This is a genomic window from Alcaligenes sp. 13f (genome assembly GCF_020496585.1).
GTDB classification, from domain to species: domain Bacteria; phylum Pseudomonadota; class Gammaproteobacteria; order Burkholderiales; family Burkholderiaceae_B; genus Alcaligenes; species Alcaligenes phenolicus.
In genome coordinates this window covers 207,484-225,201 of record NZ_JAHKKC010000004.1, presented here as the reverse complement: position 1 = coordinate 225,201, position 17,718 = coordinate 207,484, and the positions used below count along the sequence as shown (strand labels likewise).

The 17,718-nt window shown below is 45.9% G+C and carries 16 protein-coding genes; 11 read left to right on the top strand and 5 right to left on the bottom strand.

Annotated features, from left to right (window positions below; translation table 11 throughout):
• Positions 1-12: 12 nt before the first annotated feature.
• The gene (locus KOE80_RS05050) at positions 13-504 is read left to right on the top strand and encodes a glycine zipper 2TM domain-containing protein (protein WP_226348549.1); all 492 of its coding nucleotides are present in this window, start codon (positions 13-15) and stop codon (positions 502-504) included.
• A gap of 77 nt (positions 505-581) precedes the next feature.
• Here the strand turns inward: KOE80_RS05050 and ada are convergent, their stop codons facing one another.
• The 3 genes from ada to KOE80_RS05035 all read right to left on the bottom strand — a co-directional run bounded on the left by ada (position 582) and on the right by KOE80_RS05035 (position 3,439).
• Positions 582-1,619 carry a bifunctional DNA-binding transcriptional regulator/O6-methylguanine-DNA methyltransferase Ada gene (gene ada, locus KOE80_RS05045; RefSeq protein ID WP_319002370.1) on the bottom strand — a complete coding sequence of 346 codons (1,038 nt, stop codon included), beginning with the start codon at positions 1,617-1,619 and terminating at the stop codon, positions 582-584.
• A 9-nt stretch (positions 1,620-1,628) separates the two neighbouring features.
• Positions 1,629-2,303: a DNA-3-methyladenine glycosylase family protein gene (locus tag KOE80_RS05040; RefSeq protein WP_226348548.1), complete on the bottom strand. Its 675-nt coding sequence runs from the start codon at positions 2,301-2,303 to the stop codon at positions 1,629-1,631.
• A gap of 245 nt (positions 2,304-2,548) precedes the next feature.
• A complete protein-coding gene (locus KOE80_RS05035; protein ID WP_226348547.1) occupies positions 2,549-3,439 on the bottom strand; it encodes a LysR family transcriptional regulator in 891 nt (296 codons plus the stop codon).
• 153 nt (positions 3,440-3,592) lie between these two features.
• Here KOE80_RS05035 and KOE80_RS05030 point away from each other — a divergent pair, with 153 nt between their 5' ends.
• The 10 genes from KOE80_RS05030 (at position 3,593) to KOE80_RS04985 (ending at position 15,014) form a co-directional block, all read left to right on the top strand.
• Positions 3,593-5,113, top strand: coding sequence for a CoA-acylating methylmalonate-semialdehyde dehydrogenase (locus tag KOE80_RS05030; protein ID WP_226348546.1), 1,521 nt, complete (start codon positions 3,593-3,595; stop codon positions 5,111-5,113).
• Positions 5,114-5,370: 257 nt separating this feature from the next.
• Positions 5,371-6,159 (top strand): enoyl-CoA hydratase, encoded by a 789-nt coding sequence (locus tag KOE80_RS05025; protein WP_226348545.1) that lies wholly within the window; start codon positions 5,371-5,373, stop codon positions 6,157-6,159.
• A 21-nt stretch (positions 6,160-6,180) separates the two neighbouring features.
• Complete coding sequence (locus tag KOE80_RS05020) at positions 6,181-7,320, top strand: enoyl-CoA hydratase/isomerase family protein (RefSeq protein WP_226348544.1); 1,140 nt, start codon at positions 6,181-6,183, stop codon at positions 7,318-7,320.
• Between the two features lie 47 nt (positions 7,321-7,367).
• A complete protein-coding gene (gene mmsB / locus KOE80_RS05015; RefSeq protein ID WP_226348543.1) occupies positions 7,368-8,276 on the top strand; it encodes a 3-hydroxyisobutyrate dehydrogenase in 909 nt (302 codons plus the stop codon).
• 115 nt (positions 8,277-8,391) lie between these two features.
• Positions 8,392-9,018 carry a carboxymuconolactone decarboxylase family protein gene (locus tag KOE80_RS05010; RefSeq protein WP_226348542.1) on the top strand — a complete coding sequence of 209 codons (627 nt, stop codon included), beginning with the start codon at positions 8,392-8,394 and terminating at the stop codon, positions 9,016-9,018.
• A 100-nt stretch (positions 9,019-9,118) separates the two neighbouring features.
• Positions 9,119-10,222 (top strand): TRAP transporter substrate-binding protein DctP, encoded by a 1,104-nt coding sequence (dctP, locus tag KOE80_RS05005; protein ID WP_226348541.1) that lies wholly within the window; start codon positions 9,119-9,121, stop codon positions 10,220-10,222.
• Positions 10,223-10,267: 45 nt separating this feature from the next.
• Positions 10,268-10,774, top strand: coding sequence for a TRAP transporter small permease (locus KOE80_RS05000; RefSeq protein WP_226348540.1), 507 nt, complete (start codon positions 10,268-10,270; stop codon positions 10,772-10,774).
• 38 nt (positions 10,775-10,812) lie between these two features.
• Positions 10,813-12,123: a TRAP transporter large permease gene (locus KOE80_RS04995; protein WP_226348539.1), complete on the top strand. Its 1,311-nt coding sequence runs from the start codon at positions 10,813-10,815 to the stop codon at positions 12,121-12,123.
• Between the two features lie 66 nt (positions 12,124-12,189).
• Positions 12,190-13,821, top strand: a complete 1,632-nt coding sequence (locus KOE80_RS04990) for an AMP-binding protein (RefSeq protein WP_226348538.1) — start codon at positions 12,190-12,192, stop codon at positions 13,819-13,821.
• 44 nt (positions 13,822-13,865) lie between these two features.
• On the top strand, positions 13,866-15,014 hold the full coding sequence (locus KOE80_RS04985) for an acyl-CoA dehydrogenase family protein (RefSeq protein WP_226348537.1): 1,149 nt from the start codon (positions 13,866-13,868) through the stop codon (positions 15,012-15,014).
• Positions 15,015-15,754: 740 nt separating this feature from the next.
• Here the strand turns inward: KOE80_RS04985 and KOE80_RS04980 are convergent.
• Both KOE80_RS04980 and KOE80_RS04975 read right to left on the bottom strand, forming a co-directional pair.
• The gene (locus KOE80_RS04980; protein ID WP_226348536.1) at positions 15,755-16,318 is read right to left on the bottom strand and encodes a YggT family protein; all 564 of its coding nucleotides are present in this window, start codon (positions 16,316-16,318) and stop codon (positions 15,755-15,757) included.
• A 109-nt stretch (positions 16,319-16,427) separates the two neighbouring features.
• Complete coding sequence (locus tag KOE80_RS04975; RefSeq protein ID WP_413228920.1) at positions 16,428-17,420, bottom strand: histone H1-like repetitive region-containing protein; 993 nt, start codon at positions 17,418-17,420, stop codon at positions 16,428-16,430.
• Between the last annotated feature and the right edge of the window lie 298 nt (positions 17,421-17,718).

Sequence of the window (17,718 nt, the reverse complement as noted above, 5' to 3'; positions counted from 1 at the left end):
GGAGTAAGCCGTATGTACGTTTCTTTTTTTGATCGTCCCAAAGTGCGTTTGATGGTGGTGGCGAGCCTGGCAGCACCCGTGTTCTTGATGGCCGGTTGTGCCAATAAATCGGCATCCAGCTCGGTGTACAACTACGGTCAGGCCCAGCGTGAACAAATTGTACGTCTGGGCACGGTGGCAGCCGTGCGTTCCGTGACGATTCAGGACGACCATAACTCGGGCGTGGGCACCTTGGGTGGCGCGGCCTTGGGTGGCGTGGCAGCCAGCACGATTGGTGGTGGCCGCGGCAGTATCCTGGCCAGCATCGGTGGCGCCTTGCTGGGCGGTATTGTGGGTAATGCGGTTGAAAACCGCGTGGGCAAGACCGAGGGTCTGGAAATCACGGTTCAGCTGGATAACGGCGAAACGCGTGTTGTTGCCCAGGAAGCCGATGTGCCCCTGTCCGTGGGTCAGCGTGTGCGTATGCTCAGCGGCAATGGTCCTACCCGTGTCGTACCGATGTAGGTAGCGTGGCTTGAGCTGAAAGCCCGTCAGTGAACTCGCCCCCGAAGTTTGGACTCAGAGCCAAACTTCGGGTTTTTTTATGCCTGTTCGCTACGCTTGAGCGTGTTGGTGCGTTCCCGTTCCAGCAGGGTTTTCTTGCGCTCCAGCCCCCAGCGGTAGCCGGCCAGATCACCGCTTTGACGGACGACTCGATGACAAGGAATGGCGACCGCCAGCGTGTTGCTGGCACATGCTCGTGCCACCGCTCGTGCACCATTGGGTATACCCAAACGTTCGGCCAGCTCGGTGTAGCTTACAGTCTGACCAACAGGAATATGACGTAGCAGTGTCCAGACTCGTTGCTGAAAGGCCGTGCCTTGAATATCCAAGGGCAGGCTCAAGCCCAGGGCGGGTTCTTCCACCATCGCCACCACTTGTGCAACCCGTTGGTTGAACTGGGGATCTGCACCAATCAAGTCGGCAGCCTTGAAGCGATGTTGCAGTTGCTCCAACAGCACCCTGGGATCATCGCCCAAGGAAATGGCGCAGATTCCGCGATCGCTTTGCGCAACCAGCAATGCTCCGAGGCTGCATTGGGCAATGGCAAAATGAATGGTGCTGCCTTGGCCTTGCTTGCGGAATGCCGAGGCCGGCATGCCCAGCATGGTGTGGGATTCGTCGTAGAACTGGCTGTGAGTGCTGTAGCCGGCTTCATAAATGGCATCGGTAATGCTTTGCCCCGATTTATCCAGCTCCTGACGTACGCGTTGACTACGATGTGCCTTGGCATATGCATGAGGTGTCAATCCAGTCTGGGCTTTGAAAATACGATGAAAGTGGTAAGCGCTCATTTCCAGGGATTGAGCCAGTTCGTCCAGCGTTGGTGCTGGCATTTGCGTTTCGATCAGGCGGCAGGCTTGTATGATCAAGGCTTGACGCTGGGCAGATTGCTGTTGGCGATCGGCGTGCTTGTGGCGACTGGCTCTGAAACCGGCCTGTTCAGCTTGCTCGGGAGTATCGAAATAGAGAACATGTTCTTTATTGGGGCGTCGTGACGCAGCGCTGGGACGGGCATAAACTCCCGTGCTGGGTACAGCGTAGACGAAGTGAGCATCTGCCTGGCGGTCTCGTTCCACGATGGCCTGTCAGCGCTGGGCATCATTTTGATAGAGGGCTGTTGTCAGCCGGGGGACGCGCCACAAATACCAGGATGCGACACTGCGATAGGGAGCCCATGCCTGGCCTATCTCCCGCAAGGCGCGTGCACTGGGCGCCTTGTCCAAACGCTTCAGTCGACGGTAGCCTTCACGCACACCAAAGTCGTCGGCGGGCAAGATATCTTCATGTTCCAGCGTGTACATCATCATCATTTCCACCGTCCAGCGGCCAATACCGCGCAGCGTGGTCAGTTGCTCGATCAGGTCTTCATCGGGCATTTGCAAGGCGCTGGCCTGATCGGGAATGATACCGTCCAAACGGGCCTGGGCCACTCCCAGAATGCTGTTGGCCTTGGCTCCGGACAGGCCGCAGGTGCGCAGCGTCTCATAAGGGGTTGCGAGCACTTCTTCGGGGCTGGGACAATGGCCGTGGGGATACAGCTCAATCAGGCGCTGCAAGATACGTTCAGCGGCACGGGTGTGCAATTGTTGATAGACCACTGAGCGGATCAAAGCTTCGTAGGGGTCACGCTCAGGTCGGGGCTGATGTATGCAAGGCCCTACCTGCTCGACCAGTGCGTGCCAGTCCTTGTCCAGTGCTGCCAGGAATTGTTCTGCCTGGCGGTAAGGTCTGGCGGCTGCGTGTGTGTGAAGGCTTGTCATGGAAGCGGCCTGCGGATTGATGATGAGGCCAGTATAAAGTTCCTGTTTGGACAAGACATCCTGATTCTTGCTCTTGAATTCGGACCGGCGAAGCGGTTTGAGTCCCTGGTATCGAGTATGGTGACGGGGTATCCCCTAGCCCCCTCACTTTCAATGAAGATCTTCCCTCATCGCGGATAGGTCAAGCAATGCTCATGGAGGGATTGATCTCGCGAGCGCTCACTTACACTCTATTAATTCATAAATCAAGAAGGTAACAAATTCGATTGCTCCTTCATACTGACTTCCTTAAGAAAATCCCAAACTACATGTATGCGAGGTTGGTGTCTGGCTTCTTCAGGCATACTCATCCAGAAAGTACGTGTGAAATTTGCCTGCTCAGGTAACACGCGCACTAATTTTGATTCCCCATCAGCAATGAAAGCTGGTAATACCGCCAAGCCTGCCCCGGCACAAACAGCAGCGTGCTGTGCAAGCAGACTAGTGCTTCGAAATACAAAACGCTCAGGCTTATATAACTCTTCAAGCAACTGAAGCTCTCGGGTAAATAAGAAATCGTCCACATAATTAATCAAAGGATGTTGACTCAAATCTTGCACATTGGTGACTGGGGGATGCTCGAGCAAATACTGGCGCTGCCCATAGAGATACAAAGCATAATCTGTCAGCTTTGCGACGATCACAGAGCTTCGGGTCGGGCGCTCCAAGGAGATAATAATATCGGCTTCACGCCGACTAAGCTGAAGCATACGGGGCAATGCTAGTAAATCAATGGATAAAGACGGGTGTCGTTGCCTCAATCGCACTAAATGAGGCGCTAAAATTCGCGTTCCAAAACCTTCTGTACACCCTATTCGTACCAAACCAGAAGGCCCCTGACCGTCCTCAGCACGTACGCCTTCCACACGGAATATAGCTGATTCCATTTCAATGGCCGCTGGTAACAATCTACGCCCGGCCTCAGTCAGACGATGCCCGCCCGGCTCACGCGAAAACAAAGAGGCTCCCATTTGTTTTTCTAAAGCCAGCACTCGCCTCGCAACAGTGGTGTGTTCTACACCAATACGACGCGCAGCCGCCGCTAACGTCTCAGTACGCGCTAATTCCAAAAAGTAACGCAAATTATCCCAGTCCATGCACTCATCCAATGTTGATGCGGTGTGCAAATATGCAACCCATGAGTGCATAGTATCGCATTGAAAGATCAAATTTGCACAGATACTATGAGTTCATAATCAAGATTTTTCTGACTATTTCTTTATGCCTAAAATTTTTCCAGGAGATGAGCCATGACCAAACAACAATCAAATGCTATGCAGGTACCTACCGTCAAACTACTAATTGACGGCAAATTCCTGGAATCAAACACCACCGAATGGCGGAATGTAGTTAATCCAGCAACTCAAGAAGTCGTAGCCCGTGTGCCGTTAGCTACTGAAGCCGAGGTAGATGCAGCTGTTGCCGCAGCTAATAACGCCTTTAAAAGTTGGAAAAAGACATCTATAGGCACTCGCGCGCGTATTTTTCTAAAGTACCAGCAGCTTATTCGCGAGAATATGAAGGAAATCGCTTCTATTTTAACTACTGAACAAGGCAAGACACTGCCCGATGCGGAAGGCGATATTTTTCGTGGATTAGAAGTCGTTGAATACGCAGCGAGTATTGGCACATTGCAACTGGGTGGGCTAGCTAATAACGTCGCCACCGGCGTCGACACTTACACCGTACATCAACCGATTGGTGTATGCGCTGGTATTACTCCCTTTAACTTTCCTGCAATGATTCCGTTATGGATGTTCCCGATGGCAATTGCATGCGGCAACACATTCGTGCTTAAACCCTCGGAGCAAGATCCAATGTCTACGATGCGCTTGGTTGAATTGGCAGTTGAGGCTGGCATTCCATCGGGTGTGCTTAACGTCATCCATGGTGCAGCAGATGTTGTAAATGGTATTTGTGATCACCCTGATATTAAAGCTGTGTCCTTTGTGGGTTCCACAGTAGTTGGTACTCATGTCTATAACCGTGCAACTCTCACTGGTAAACGGGCTCAATGCATGATGGGCGCAAAAAACCATGTTGTCGTGTTACCTGATGCACCTAAAGAACAAACACTTAACGCACTCGTCGGTGCTGGATTCGGCGCTGCAGGTCAACGCTGTATGGCTTCCTCTGTGATCGTATTCGTTGGTGAAGCCGCCAACTGGATTCCTGAGCTAGCCGAGCGCGCGAGTAAGTTAAAAGTGAATGCTGGCCATGAACTAGAGTCAGATGTCGGCCCAGTTATTTCCATGACAGCTAAAAAACGTATCCTTGAATTGATTGAGTCTGGCGTACAAGAAGGAGCAACTCTCGTTCTGGACGGTCGAAATCCAGAAGTTCCAGGTTACCCACAGGGAAATTTCATTGCACCGACGCTATTTTCTGATGTTAAGCCAGGCATGCAAATCTACGATGAGGAAATTTTTGGCCCTGTACTATGCACGATGAGCGTTCAAAATCTAGACGAGGCTATTGCCCTGATCAACGCTAATCCATACGGTAACGGTACCGGGATATTTACGGGGTCAGGGTCTGCTGCACGTAAATTTCAAGAAGAGATCGACGTAGGTCAAGTCGGAATCAATGTTCCCATTCCTGTTCCAGTCCCTCTGTTCTCTTTCACAGGCTCACGCGGTTCGAAACTCGGAGACCTAGGCCCTTACGGCCAGCAAGTAATTCTCTTTTACACACAGACCAAAACCATCACCGCACGTTGGTTTACAGAGGATGTTGCTGCTCCGGTAAATACCACTATCAGCTTAAAGTAAATCTGTCTGCCACATTTTGATGAACTTCAAGCTTCTCGAAAATGTGGCAGCTCTATCAGGCCGTAAACGTAAATGACATTTTTGCGGCCAAAGTAAAGGACAGAGAGCAATGGGACTGAATATCAGAACTGCAACATTGAATGTGCTCGCATCTATCGGCCTACACAACCGCTGCGTATCGATGACTGCAAAACTCAAAACACAGTCATATCCTCATTGCTCACAACGTGGACTCACCAAAAAAGGGAGTGTAAACGATGAGTACTCAAACCTATCACGGCTTAATACTCGAGAAAAATAACCATACCGCCATCCTAACGCTAAACAATCCGCCAGCTAATGTCTGGACAGAAAAGAGCCTAAAAGCGCTTGTAGAGGTGATTAATGAGCTAAACGCGGATCACGAGATCTATAGCCTGATCCTAACCGGGCAAGGAGGAAAGTTTTTCTCGGCTGGTGCTGACCTCCACCTTTTCAAGAATGGTGATAAAGAGGTGGCCTCGAATATGGCACGCTCCTTCGGCTTCGCCTTCGAAACCTTATCGAATTTCCGGGGTGTATCAATCGCTGCGATCAACGGATATGCAATGGGGGGCGGACTGGAGTGTGCCTTAGCCTGCGACCTGCGAATCACCGAAGAGCAGTCTGTGCTCGCCCTACCCGAAGCCTCTGTTGGGTTATTGCCTTGTGCTGGTGGAACACAATGGCTTTCTTGGTTAGTTGGAGAGGGGTGGGCCAAACGTCTAATTCTATGTGGTGAGCACCTTGATGCCGAGACAGCGCTACGCATTCGCCTAGTTGAAGAAGTGACGAGTTCTGGCAAAGCACTTACAAGTGCTCTCGCGCTTGCACAAAAAATTAATAATCAAAGTCCTACCAGCATAGCTGCATGCAAACGGCTAATTCAAGCTGCTAGAAACATAATGCCGAACCAAGCACTACCGCATGAGCGAGTAGAGTTCGTCAAACTATTTGATTCAATGAACCAGCGCGAAGGGGTAAATGCTTTTCTCGAAAAACGCGCTCCACATTGGCTCAACACCTGAGCAGTATAAATAGGCGACAACATGAACGACGATTGTATTCTTCTACGCGACTTCTCAACAGTGTGCGGTCAACGTTTCGGGCATGCCACACTGAATACGCCTCAAAGTCTTAATGCACTTTCAATACACATGATTGACCTGCTCGCATCAAAACTCGAGGTCTGGGAGGGCGACCCCTCAATCATTGGCGTATTAATTGATAGCTCACTCGAAAAAGCCTTTTGTGCGGGAGGCGATATTCAAGCCCTTTATCAGGCTATGAAGGTTACGCCCGAAGGCGTTGCCCCCCAGCAAGCTAAAGAGTTCTTTGAACGAGAATATCGCCTTGATTACCGTATACACACTTATCCCAAGCCGATTCTTTGCCTTGGGCAAGGGATTGTCATGGGAGGCGGCGTTGGCTTAATGGCTGGAGCCTCACACCGAATCGTCACCCCAACTACCCGCATGGCAATGCCGGAAATCACGATTGGTCTCTACCCGGATGTTGGTGGCAGTTGGTTCTTGCGTCGCATGCCTGGCCAAGTCGGTCTGTTCTTGGCTCTAACAGGTGTGCCACTGAACGCTGCTGATGCATGCTTTGTAAAGCTGGCCGACTTCATCATTGACGACAGCTCAAGCAGGCGATTATTGCAGAAGATCATCGATACTTGTTGGGAAACACCGGACCAGCTAGGAAATGCCACCAATCGGGAGCGTTTGGGCTGCTTGCTTCAAGGTATGGGGGCATCATCCATCGTGCCGGAATCACCGTTACGGACCCACTACGACCGTATCAACTCCCTTATTGGATATAACAATTTAGAAACCATCGCCAGCCGGCTTGCTGCTCTTGCCGGGTCATCGGATCCTTGGCTCGCTACAGCCGGCAAGAATTTTTTATACGGAGCCCCAAGTTCTGCAAGGCTGTCATGGGAGTTATGGCAAAAAACAAAGCACTTCTCACTAGCTGAGGTCTTTCGCATTGAGTATGACGTGTCCGTAGCGGCTACCGTCTACAGAGATTTTGCGGAGGGCGTGCGCGCGATGTTAATTGACAAGGACCGTAACCCTCGCTGGAGTCATACCTCAATAGGGGAAGTGAATGAAGTAGATATAGCGAATCATTTTATCTCACGCAGCACAGGCCCGCATCCATTGAGCGATCTGGGCAAATCATGAAGCCCAACTCACTCCCACCTTAATTAGCACTTAAAGGAAAAATTAACATGTTAGACCAAAACATTGCTTTTATCGGCCTCGGCAACATGGGGGGACCAATGGCAATCAATATTCACAGGGCTGGTTACGCTGTCACCGCTTACGATCTCAGTACAGATGCACTCAACAAAATGGTTGACGAAGGAGTGGGAACAGCAGAATCGGCCCTCGCAGCTACGGAAAATGCCGACGTAGTCATTTCTATGTTACCCGCAAGCAACCATGTGGAGACGTTGTATCTAGGTGAAAACGGCTTACTCAATAAATTAAAACCAAATACGCTATTAATTGACTGCAGCACCATTTCACCTACATCAGCCCAAAAGATTGCAGATGCTGCGCATGCACGGAATCTTCTTATGATTGATGCACCGGTCTCCGGTGGGGTATCAGGAGCACAGAAGGCGGGTCTGACTTTTATCGTCGGGGGCGAAAAGAAAACAGTAAAGCGAGCTGATCCAGTCTTAAGAACAATGGGGAAAAATATTTTTCATATGGGACCGGCTGGTGCAGGTCAAGTAGCAAAACTGTGCAACAACATGGCTCTAGGAGTGATCATGGCTACTACCGCCGAGGCTATTGCCCTAGGAGTAGCTCACGGGCTGGACCCTAAAATCTTATCGGACATGATCGCCGTGAGCACTGGTCGGAGTTGGGCCACCGAAATCTGCAATCCATGGCCTAACGTAATCCCCAATGCTCCGGCGTCGAATGGGTATCAAGGAGGATTTGGAAATGACCTTATGCTCAAAGACTTAGGACTAGCAATTGAAGCTGCTATCGATGTGCGAGCAACCGTATCTCTCGGAGAACTTGCACGCAATCTTTACGCCATGAATAGTTTAGCTGGACGTGGCTCCCTCGACTTTTCCAGCGTAGTTCAACTGATGTTGGCTTCAAGTGAATCTCCTGCATAGATCTTAATAATTAATAATTAAGCTGTTTTTATAAAGTTAAGATCACTAAATAATATATGCTGAAAAAGTTAAAAATTAATTAAAGTTAAAAGAAAATACTTAAAAAGGAAGAAAAATGGAAAATTACAATAAAAATCAAGTAAAGATATCTACAGAAAATATCAATAGCAACTACCTAAATTACAAAAATAAAACTATTGAAAGCGCAGAAAATGTGCTAGGTATAAAAATATCAACCTTATTGCGTTTAGCGATTGCAGTAGCGATACCAAATAAAAATTTAGCTATGTCAATAAGAAAAGAAGCTTTAAATATAGCTGATGAACAGGAAGTAAAAGAAGCAGAACTAATTTCCGCTGCATTGCGTGCTGGTGCTGCAGTTGCATATGGCCGCCTAGTATTTAAATTTATTGAAGGAAATTCTGAATTTATATCTGAAAATATTATTGAGCAAATAAAAGAAGATCGGAAATATATGACAAATATGAGAAATACAGATGCAGAAAGTTTTGATTTAATGGCAAAGTATATGTCAAGCCTGCATGGTAAAGGTATGAGAATAAATCCAAAAGATTATGAGCTGATTGCGATTGCATGCGCAACAATTACACAGTGTGCTTACTGTTTGCAAAAACACACCGCTGATGCAATTAAAGCAGGAGCGACAAAGATTGAGATGGCCGCAGCGATCCACTTGGCTATTGGCATGCGTGTAGAGGCCTCATTAGAGGATCTGATATAAGTAAAAAATTAGTATAAAAATAAAAAACACAAGAAAATTATATTTGTTAATAAAATAATAGTAGATAAAAAATTTATAAAATGTATAAAAGGAGACGGTTGTGATCAAAAGACTGTTGGTTTTGGGATTGGCCATATCTTTAATCACCTATAAGGGGCTAGCAAGCTCTCAGATACTTTCTTATGGAACACATATGACACCATCAAATCCAGTTATAAATGGTGGTTTAAATGCATTCCGAGAGAATTTATTAAATAAAAGCAATCAAAGACTAGAGATAGATTTTCAGCTGGGAGGATCAATTGTAAAAGAAAGAACAGTCTTGGATGGTATCGAATTTGGAATTGTTTCAGCTGGATATGTTGTTGATGCATACGTTCCGACGCAACTTCCACATAGTGCATTAATAAATGATTTGGGAATGAATCAGGCGAATATACTTGCGGCAACATTAGCTGTCACTGAATTGCAGCTACTCCACTGTGATGGTTGCCAAAGAGACTTGGATCTATTAAAAGTTAAAACAATGGGTATCCATCGAACATCTGATTACTATCTTTTATGCAGGGAAAATATAAAAAGCACGGAAGATTTGAAAGGAAAACGTATTAAATCAACAGGGAACTGGAATTTATTGGTACTTAATCTAGATGCCAGCCCTGTAAATATCCCAACAAGTGACACTTATGAGGCTCTTCAAAGAGGCATTATAGACTGTGCAATTGCGCCTCTTTACTGGTTGCGCACCCTCAGTCTATGGGATGTATCAAAAACTGTTTTGGATATGCCTCTTGGTGCTTTTCAAGGGGGGCATTTGTTGGTTCTGAATAGGGGGGAATGGGATTCTCTTGGAAATAATGAAAAAGAATTGATTGTAAAATCTATGCCACAGCTTCTAATGGATTTATCAAAATATTTTTTAGATATTAATAATAAAGTTAAAGAAGAGGCAAGGGATCATGGTGTTAATTATATTAAACCTGATATATCATTCAGGAAAAAATTTTCTGAAACGAATTCAGAGGTAATAAAAAATACGATGACCAGAGCAGTTCGTGCTCGAATTGATTCATCTGAAGATATTATAAAAAAATATAATGAGCTTTTATTGAAATGGGAGCTAATTATTGCTCAAGAAGGCACATTAGATGAGAAAATTAAAAATACAATTTACCAGGAGATTTACTCGAAAGTAATATACTGAAAATTTTTAATTTAAAAGATGTATATTTAAAGGGGTGAATTATAAATGAGCTTGCTTCGATTTCTAAAAAAAACTACAGAATGGTACTCCAAAATTGGATTTTACTTTGGATGTATTGTATTAGTAATAATGGTAGGGCATGTTTCCATTGATGTTCTAGCGCGAAATCTCTTTAAGACATCAGTACCAGGCACACTAGAGATTGTTTCTAATTGGTACATGGTAATAGTAACTTTTTGCCCTCTTGCATTCTTGCAGCTATCAAAAGGGCACATCGTAGTCGACGTTGCTACTTTTCATCTGAATAATAGAATAAAAAATTTACTTGATGCAATTATGTCTGGTTTTACATTTATTCTTACTTCAATATGGTTTCTTTCAGCGATTGACTTAGCGACTAGGAGAACACTTCAACATGAGTATGTTGAATATGGTCTTTCCACTTTACCTATATGGCCAGTTCGGTGGATTTATGTGGCGTCAATTTTAGGTATTTTTTTAGCTTCGTTTATAACTACAGTTATTTATTTTAATCAAATACAAAAAAAATAAATTAATAATATTTTTATATTTACAGGAGCGAGACATTAATGGATCCACTTATAGTTTTGGCTATATTACTGTGTATGTTGTTTATTCTTCTTGCGTTGCGGATGCCAGTAGCAATCACGTTAATAACTTTATCATTGCTAGGAATTGCAATTATTCGTAGCCCACTTGCTGCCTTCGCTACCCTAGCAGGCATCCCTTATGATTTTTCTGCTCATTGGTCACTTAGCGCCATTCCTATGTTTCTCCTTATGGGAGCACTAAGCCATCGAGGAGGCCTAACGTCTTCAATTTTCAAAGCAGCAAAAATTTGGTTGGGCAAGACCACGGGTGGGCTCGCGATTTCTACCAATGTCGCAACCGCGGCATTTTCTGCCGCATCAGGATCAAGCCTTGCAGCAACAGCTGCAATGGCACGTTTAGCAGGCCCAGAAATGCTTGCTGCTGGTTATGCTCCTTCACTGGCTAGTTCAGTCATTGCCGCCGCTGGGACTGTTGGTGCATTAATTCCACCTTCAATATTGCTCATTATTTACGGATGGTACGCTGAGCAGCCTATTGGAGAACTGCTAATGGCCGGCTTTCTGCCAGGTCTGTTAACAGCTGTCGTATATTGTTTAGTAATTTACTTACGTTGTCGAATTTCTCCTGATATTGCCCCGCCCTGTCATGATGAAGTCACACCCAGCCAGAAACTGAAGGTTTTAATGAAAATTTGGCCTCTACCACTGCTTATTTTTTCCATAATGGGTTCAATCTATACAGGGATTGCAACTGCTACAGAGGCAGCGGCACTTGGATGCATTATTGCATTATTGGTAATAATATTCAGAGGTGACTTTAGTATTAGAGTTATTCTGTCTTCGCTCTCTGATTCTTTAAAAAGCACAGCGGCAATTTTTTTTATTGCTATTGGGGCGGCTTTATTTGCAAATTTGATTGCTATCAGTGGATTGCCAAATCAAGTAGGAGAGTTTATTAATGAAATATCTCTAACTCCTACAATGCTTATGCTGATTTTTGTTTTTACTTATCTTTTATTGGGGATATTTCTTGATCCGATCGGAATAATGCTAATTACACTTCCAATATTTCTTCCCGCATTCAACGCGTTAAATATGAATCTTATTTGGATCGGTATAGTATTGGTCAAATTAATAGAAATAGGTCTTATTACTCCTCCTGTTGGATTAAATGTTTTTATAGTCAAAGATGCTTTTGGTGATAGTGTTGCGATTGGTGATATTTTTCGCGGTCTTATATGGTTTATAGTGGCCGAGATTTTTATAGTTGGGATTTTAATTTTATTTCCAAAAATAACACTGTTTCTGCCTCAACTTATGAGTAGTTGAAATTAAAAAAATACAATAAATACGAGTCTAGAATTCTCATTAATTAAAATGTCTAGAGGAGCAAAAATGATTGCCAATACAATTTTTTCAGATGGGCTACAACATTCGAGTGCTAATTACGTTCAGCTTACGCCGCTTAGCTTTCTAATAAGAACAGCAGAGGTGCGGCCAAATCATATAGGGATAATTTACGGCTCTCGTAAATTTACTTGGAATACTGTCTATGAAAGATGCAAACGTTTTGCCAGTTCATTGATATTACATGGAATTAAGCGTGGGGATGTTGTCGCAACATTACTTCCAAATGTACCAGCAATGTATGAAGCTAATTTTGGAGTTCCAGCATCGGGAGCGGTACTAAATGCTTTGAATACTCGATTAGATGCAGCAACGATTGCATTTATGCTTGAACATAGTGAAACGAAATTATTGCTTATTGATCCTGAATATGCACAATTAGCTATAAATGCCATATCTTTACTTTCTGATCCTCCGAAAATTATCGTTGTCGAAGACTCAACTCATCCTGTTGATCACACCCTAACACAACTCGAATACGAGGATTTTTTAAAGATGGGTGATCCAAATTTACCATTCAATTTTCCTCAAGATGAGTGGTCTCCAATTGCATTAAACTATACGTCTGGTACTACTGGAAAACCTAAAGGTGTTGTTTACACTCATCGTGGTGCATACTTAAATGGAATTGGTAATATAATTTCATGGAATATGGGACCAGATCCAGTTTATCTCTGGACTTTGCCAATGTTTCATGCTTCCGGTTGGTGCTTCCCTTGGACTATTTCTGCGGCGATGGGAACAAATGTATTGATTCGTCGTATCAATCCAAATGAAATTATTTCATTAATCGACCATCATCAGATTACTCATTTTTGTGCTGCGCCAACTGTACACGCAATGCTCGTAACTGAGTACAAGAAGCAGCCGCTTAAGTTCAGTCATCCTATTAAAGCACTCATCGCTGGTGCTCCTCCACCTCCAGCTGTGATAGCAGGAATGGAAGAGATGGGAGTTGAAATTACTCATGTCTATGGTCTCACTGAAACATATGGTCCATCATCTTATTGCTTGAGTAAGCCTGAGTGGAAAGAATTACCTTTGTATGAACGATCAAAGCTCACAAGTCGACAAGGCGTTCGAAGTTATATGCAGGAAGGGCTCGAAGTCATGGATCCTGAAACACTCAATCCAGTACCGTGGGATGGGGAAACAACGGGAGAGATTTTTTTTCGAGGAAACATAATAATGGCAGGATACCTAAAAAATGCTACTGCAACACAGGAAATATTTGACGGCGGATGGTTACATACTGGAGATATTGCTGTTCGGTACCCAGATGGATATATTTCTATAACTGACCGTGCTAAAGACATCATAATTTCTGGAGGGGAGAATATTTCATCAGTAGAGGTTGAGGAAGCACTTTATCGACATCCTGATGTTATGTATGCTGCTGTTGTAGCAATGCCTGAAGCTCACTGGGGTGAGGTTCCTTGTGCATTCATTGAACTAAAGGAAGATGCGCAGGTAGTAGAAAAAGATTTAATTGATCATTGTAAAAAATATCTCGCTGGGTATAAAAGACCAAAAAAGATTATATTTACTGAATTACCAAAAACATCAACCGGAAAGATTCAAAAATTTATGCTTAGAAAAAAAATAAAAGATCTAGTTTAAAAATAATTAATTATAAGGAATTTATTTTTAATAATGGAGACGATATGAGCTATAAGAAACAAAATTTATTAAAAGATATAGAAAGAGATAAAATAATAAAAGCTGCTGAATTTGCAGAAAAGATAATTAAACCTAACGCCCAGGAATGGGAGAGCGCTAAAACACAGCCAGTCGAATCACTACGTCAAGCGATTAGGCAATTTGCAGGTATCAATATTCCTGCTGAATTGGGGGGGGAGGGGCTTAGCTTTTCAACCCTCTTACGATGTTACGAGGAACTTGCTGCACGTGATCTGGGGTTTACCTGCGCATTGGCAGTTCATTGTGTAGTGGCTGCCGCAACAGCAAAAATTATTGATACTGAACTTAGGTCAAACAACGTCTCAGCACTCATATCAGGCGAGTCAATTGGTGCATTCGTCTTGACTGAGCCTGATGCGGGGTCAGATGCGGGCTCAATCAAAAGCCATGCAGAGCGCAAAAATGGCGGTTTTTGCTTAACTGGACATAAAGCATGGGTTACAAACGGCAGTAATGCTGATTTTCTACTGACATTTTGTCAGACTGATACTACTAAAGGTGCCAAGGGTATTGCTTGCTTTGCTCTTGAGCGATCTCAGCGAGGAATGAATTTCTCTGCTCCTATTCGCATGCTTGCTTCTCATGCAATGGGAACTACCAATCTTCAGTTAGATAAGGTTGAAGCGTCCCAGCAGCAACTTGCATTCCCCCCTGGCATTGCGTTTTCTACTGCTATGGCTGGGCTTAACATTGCCCGTATTGGAGTAGCAGCGATGTGTAACGGAGCCCTCCTTGGGGGGCTCAAAGCAGCTATCAAATATGCGACAGAGCGTCATGCTTTTGGTCAAAGTATTTACAATTTTCAGAAAATTCAATTTGCCTTAGCAGAGATCGCCACTCAGCTAGAAGCAAGTCGTAGTCTTACTTTTCAGGCAGCACATCAGCTCGATAGCGGAATCGATTCCACTTTATTTGCAGCACATGCAAAAAAATTTGCTACTCAAACGGCTTTCAAAGGTCTCAGTGACTGTCTTCAAGTATTTGGAGCCAACGGTCTGAAAGATGAATATGATATTCACCGTCAGATGTCTGCTGCGCGGGTTTGCGAGTTTATGGATGGCACTAGCGAAATTCAAAACTTAGTTATAGCGCGTGCATTGAAATCCTCTTGAGCTAATCCCCTCATTTTTAGTGATTTCCAGCAGAGAAAACTGCGGCTGACCATTGACAGCCGCAGTTTCACGATAAATATTTCTTCTATGATTTTTGCATCCTCGGAATTGTCGGACTACATCTACTTCGTGGCGACGTACCGAAAGTCATTCAGCTCCACATGCTAATAAAAAGTACGTGGCACTACTAAAAATTGTGGATTAGCGAAAAGCAGAGAACATCTCTAAGTCCAGGTCCCCTCAGTGCAGATTAGACTTGGCATAAACGTGTGCCCGCACTACGTTGTGCGTGTCTCGCCGTCCGGCTGCTCGACGCATCGCCTGTGGCAATAGCTGCCTTACAGCAGCGCTTCGCATACATAAGCAATAGTGTTTAAGTCACGCCCTCAATCCTTGGTGGTCATGCCATCAACAGTGGCAACCGTCTTGTTACTTGATACGCATGGTACATGTTTTCGCATTCTACAACCGACTCTATTAGCGTTTTATCCTTCAATTATGTTTGCCCAGATATCGCTCTGTGCGAACCTTAGCCCCCGAGTGTATTCATACAGCTTCCGGCTGCTTTCCCGGCCTAAAGCTTTTCATCTCCAGGGCTTCTGCTTATGCATCCCACAGCCTCAGGGTAATGGTAACTAGTACGGCCTGTACATCAGGCGAGAGCTTTGCCATCTGCCGGGCGCACCATAAAAAAAGCCTGAGTGGATGCTCAGGCTGTTTCAAGGATGGGTGTTGCTTGCTTAAATGGGCACCAGGCTGAACGCTGTGCGGGTGATGATCATGTTAAGCACTTGGGTCAGCAGCAGTAAGATCAGTGGTGAGACGTCCAGCCCGCCCAAATCGGGTAAGACGCGACGGATGGGGTCCAATAAGGGAGCGGTAATCGAACGCAGCAAAGGCATGCTGGGCGATTGTGGTTGAATCCAGGACAGCAGTGCCTGTAGCAATACAACCCAAAAGACCAGGCTCAAGGTCCAGCGCAGCAACGTAAAAACAGCGGCCAGCAAGAGCACGGGCAGATTGGACAGCACGGAGACGGATTCGGTCAGTACCATGGCACTGAGAATCAGGTAGACCAATGCGCTTAACCAAGCGCCGACCAAGGAGGTCCAGTCCCAGCGCTGGCCACCTTTGATCACACGCCGCAAGGGGACGACCAGCCAGTCCGTGACTTTGAACATGGCTTGCGAATAGGGGTTGAAAGGATGAATTCGTAGCGCATACACCCAGGCACGCAGCAGCAGGATTGTGCCCAGCAGCGATAGAACAATATGAATTAGGAAGAGGGCGACTTCACTGAACATGGTTGCTTGGGATGAGTTGAGAACAGAGAGAATTGTCGCACGCAAGTGCTACAAAACCAAAGAGCCACCTTGCTCAGGTGGCTCTTGAGGAAAAGCAAGCGGCGTGTAATTAAGGACGCTTGCCGCTTGGGAAGGGCCACGAACCGGCTGGATTGACGTCTTCACGGCGTGCTTCGCTTGTGGTGGCCGCTGTTTTGGTCGCTTTGCGGGCGGCCGTTTTATTACCGGCTTTAGGTGCTGCTTTAGGGGACGGGCTCGATTTTTGGGACGTGGTTTCTGTGGTCACGGCTTTGACTTCTTTCTTCTTGGGGGAGGCAGGTTTTGGGGTTTTGGCAGCAGGGCTGGCTGTCTTAACGGCTGTTTTTACGGCTGCCTTGGTCGTGGTTTTAGTGGCAGGTTTAGCCGACGCTTTGCGGGCGGTGGTTTTTTTGGCGACTGTTTTGCTTGTCGACGTGCTGCTCGTTTTTTTCGCAGCGGTAGCGGCAGGTTTGGCCGTGCTGGTTTTGGTGCCGGTCGTTTTGGGAGCGGCTACTTTCTTGGCGACCGCTTTTTTGGCCACTGCTTTTTTTGCAACAACCTTTTTCGCAACGGCTTTTTTAGCAACCGCCTGCTTGGCTACAGCCTTTTTGGCCACTGCTTTTTTAGCCACGGCTTGCTTGGCCACCGTCTTTTTGGCGGCTGCTTTTTTGGCTACGGTTTTGGTCGCAGTAGCGTTGCTGGCCGTTGTTTTTGCCGCCGTTGTTTTTGCTGGAGCGGCTCGCTTGACCGCAACTTTTTTCGCAACCGTTTTCTTGGCGGTGGCCGCAGTTGTGGATTTGGCTGGGGCTTTTACAACTGCCTTGCTGGTCTGGGTAGCCGCAGTTTTAGCAGGGGATTTGACGGCAGCGGGTTTACGGCTGGCGCTGGTCTTGCTGGCAGTCGCTTTGACGGGGGCTGCAACCGCTTTGCTTGGCGTTGCCTTTTTAGCGTTGGCGGTTTTCGTGTTGGCTGTTTTTGCTGCGCCTTTCTTGGCTGTTGCCATGATCATGCTCCTTGAGAACAAGTCTTTAGTTTGTCCACACCCATTTGACCTGGCCTGGAAAACTGCAATGGCCTTTTTCAAATGACGCAGGCGTTTAAAGTCAATACCTTATACGCATAGAAGTCTAACGCAAGCCCCTATACAGTCAAGCATTAATCATGGCTTGGGGCTGATGGTTTTGTTAATCGGTGCTGGCTGTCTCCAATAAGTTGCGTTCTGAACACGCACAATCAGTTAATAGCCACATCCAAGTCCCTGATTTTTGACGCATTGCTGAGTGGCTTGCATGCCCTGTTCAGGGTTTGCAAAGCCTGTGTCAAGAATGGAAAAGAGAGTTGAAAGCGGGCTGCAATTCGTGACTGATTTGCTGTTTTTACTG

Bases quoted from the DNA above. Each gene is read 5' to 3' on its own strand.
- KOE80_RS05050 (WP_226348549.1), top strand. From the start codon at position 13: ATGTACGTTTCTTTTTTTGATCGTCCCAAAGTGCGTTTGATGGTGGTG.
- KOE80_RS05040 (WP_226348548.1), bottom strand. From the start codon at position 2,303: ATGACAAGCCTTCACACACACGCAGCCGCCAGACCTTACCGCCAGGCA.
- KOE80_RS05035 (WP_226348547.1), bottom strand. From the start codon at position 3,439: ATGGACTGGGATAATTTGCGTTACTTTTTGGAATTAGCGCGTACTGAG.
- KOE80_RS05030 (WP_226348546.1), top strand. From the start codon at position 3,593: ATGACCAAACAACAATCAAATGCTATGCAGGTACCTACCGTCAAACTA.
- KOE80_RS05025 (WP_226348545.1), top strand. From the start codon at position 5,371: ATGAGTACTCAAACCTATCACGGCTTAATACTCGAGAAAAATAACCAT.
- KOE80_RS05020 (WP_226348544.1), top strand. From the start codon at position 6,181: ATGAACGACGATTGTATTCTTCTACGCGACTTCTCAACAGTGTGCGGT.
- mmsB (WP_226348543.1), top strand. From the start codon at position 7,368: ATGTTAGACCAAAACATTGCTTTTATCGGCCTCGGCAACATGGGGGGA.
- KOE80_RS05010 (WP_226348542.1), top strand. From the start codon at position 8,392: ATGGAAAATTACAATAAAAATCAAGTAAAGATATCTACAGAAAATATC.
- KOE80_RS05000 (WP_226348540.1), top strand. From the start codon at position 10,268: ATGAGCTTGCTTCGATTTCTAAAAAAAACTACAGAATGGTACTCCAAA.
- KOE80_RS04995 (WP_226348539.1), top strand. From the start codon at position 10,813: ATGGATCCACTTATAGTTTTGGCTATATTACTGTGTATGTTGTTTATT.
- KOE80_RS04990 (WP_226348538.1), top strand. From the start codon at position 12,190: ATGATTGCCAATACAATTTTTTCAGATGGGCTACAACATTCGAGTGCT.
- KOE80_RS04985 (WP_226348537.1), top strand. From the start codon at position 13,866: ATGAGCTATAAGAAACAAAATTTATTAAAAGATATAGAAAGAGATAAA.
- KOE80_RS04980 (WP_226348536.1), bottom strand. From the start codon at position 16,318: ATGTTCAGTGAAGTCGCCCTCTTCCTAATTCATATTGTTCTATCGCTG.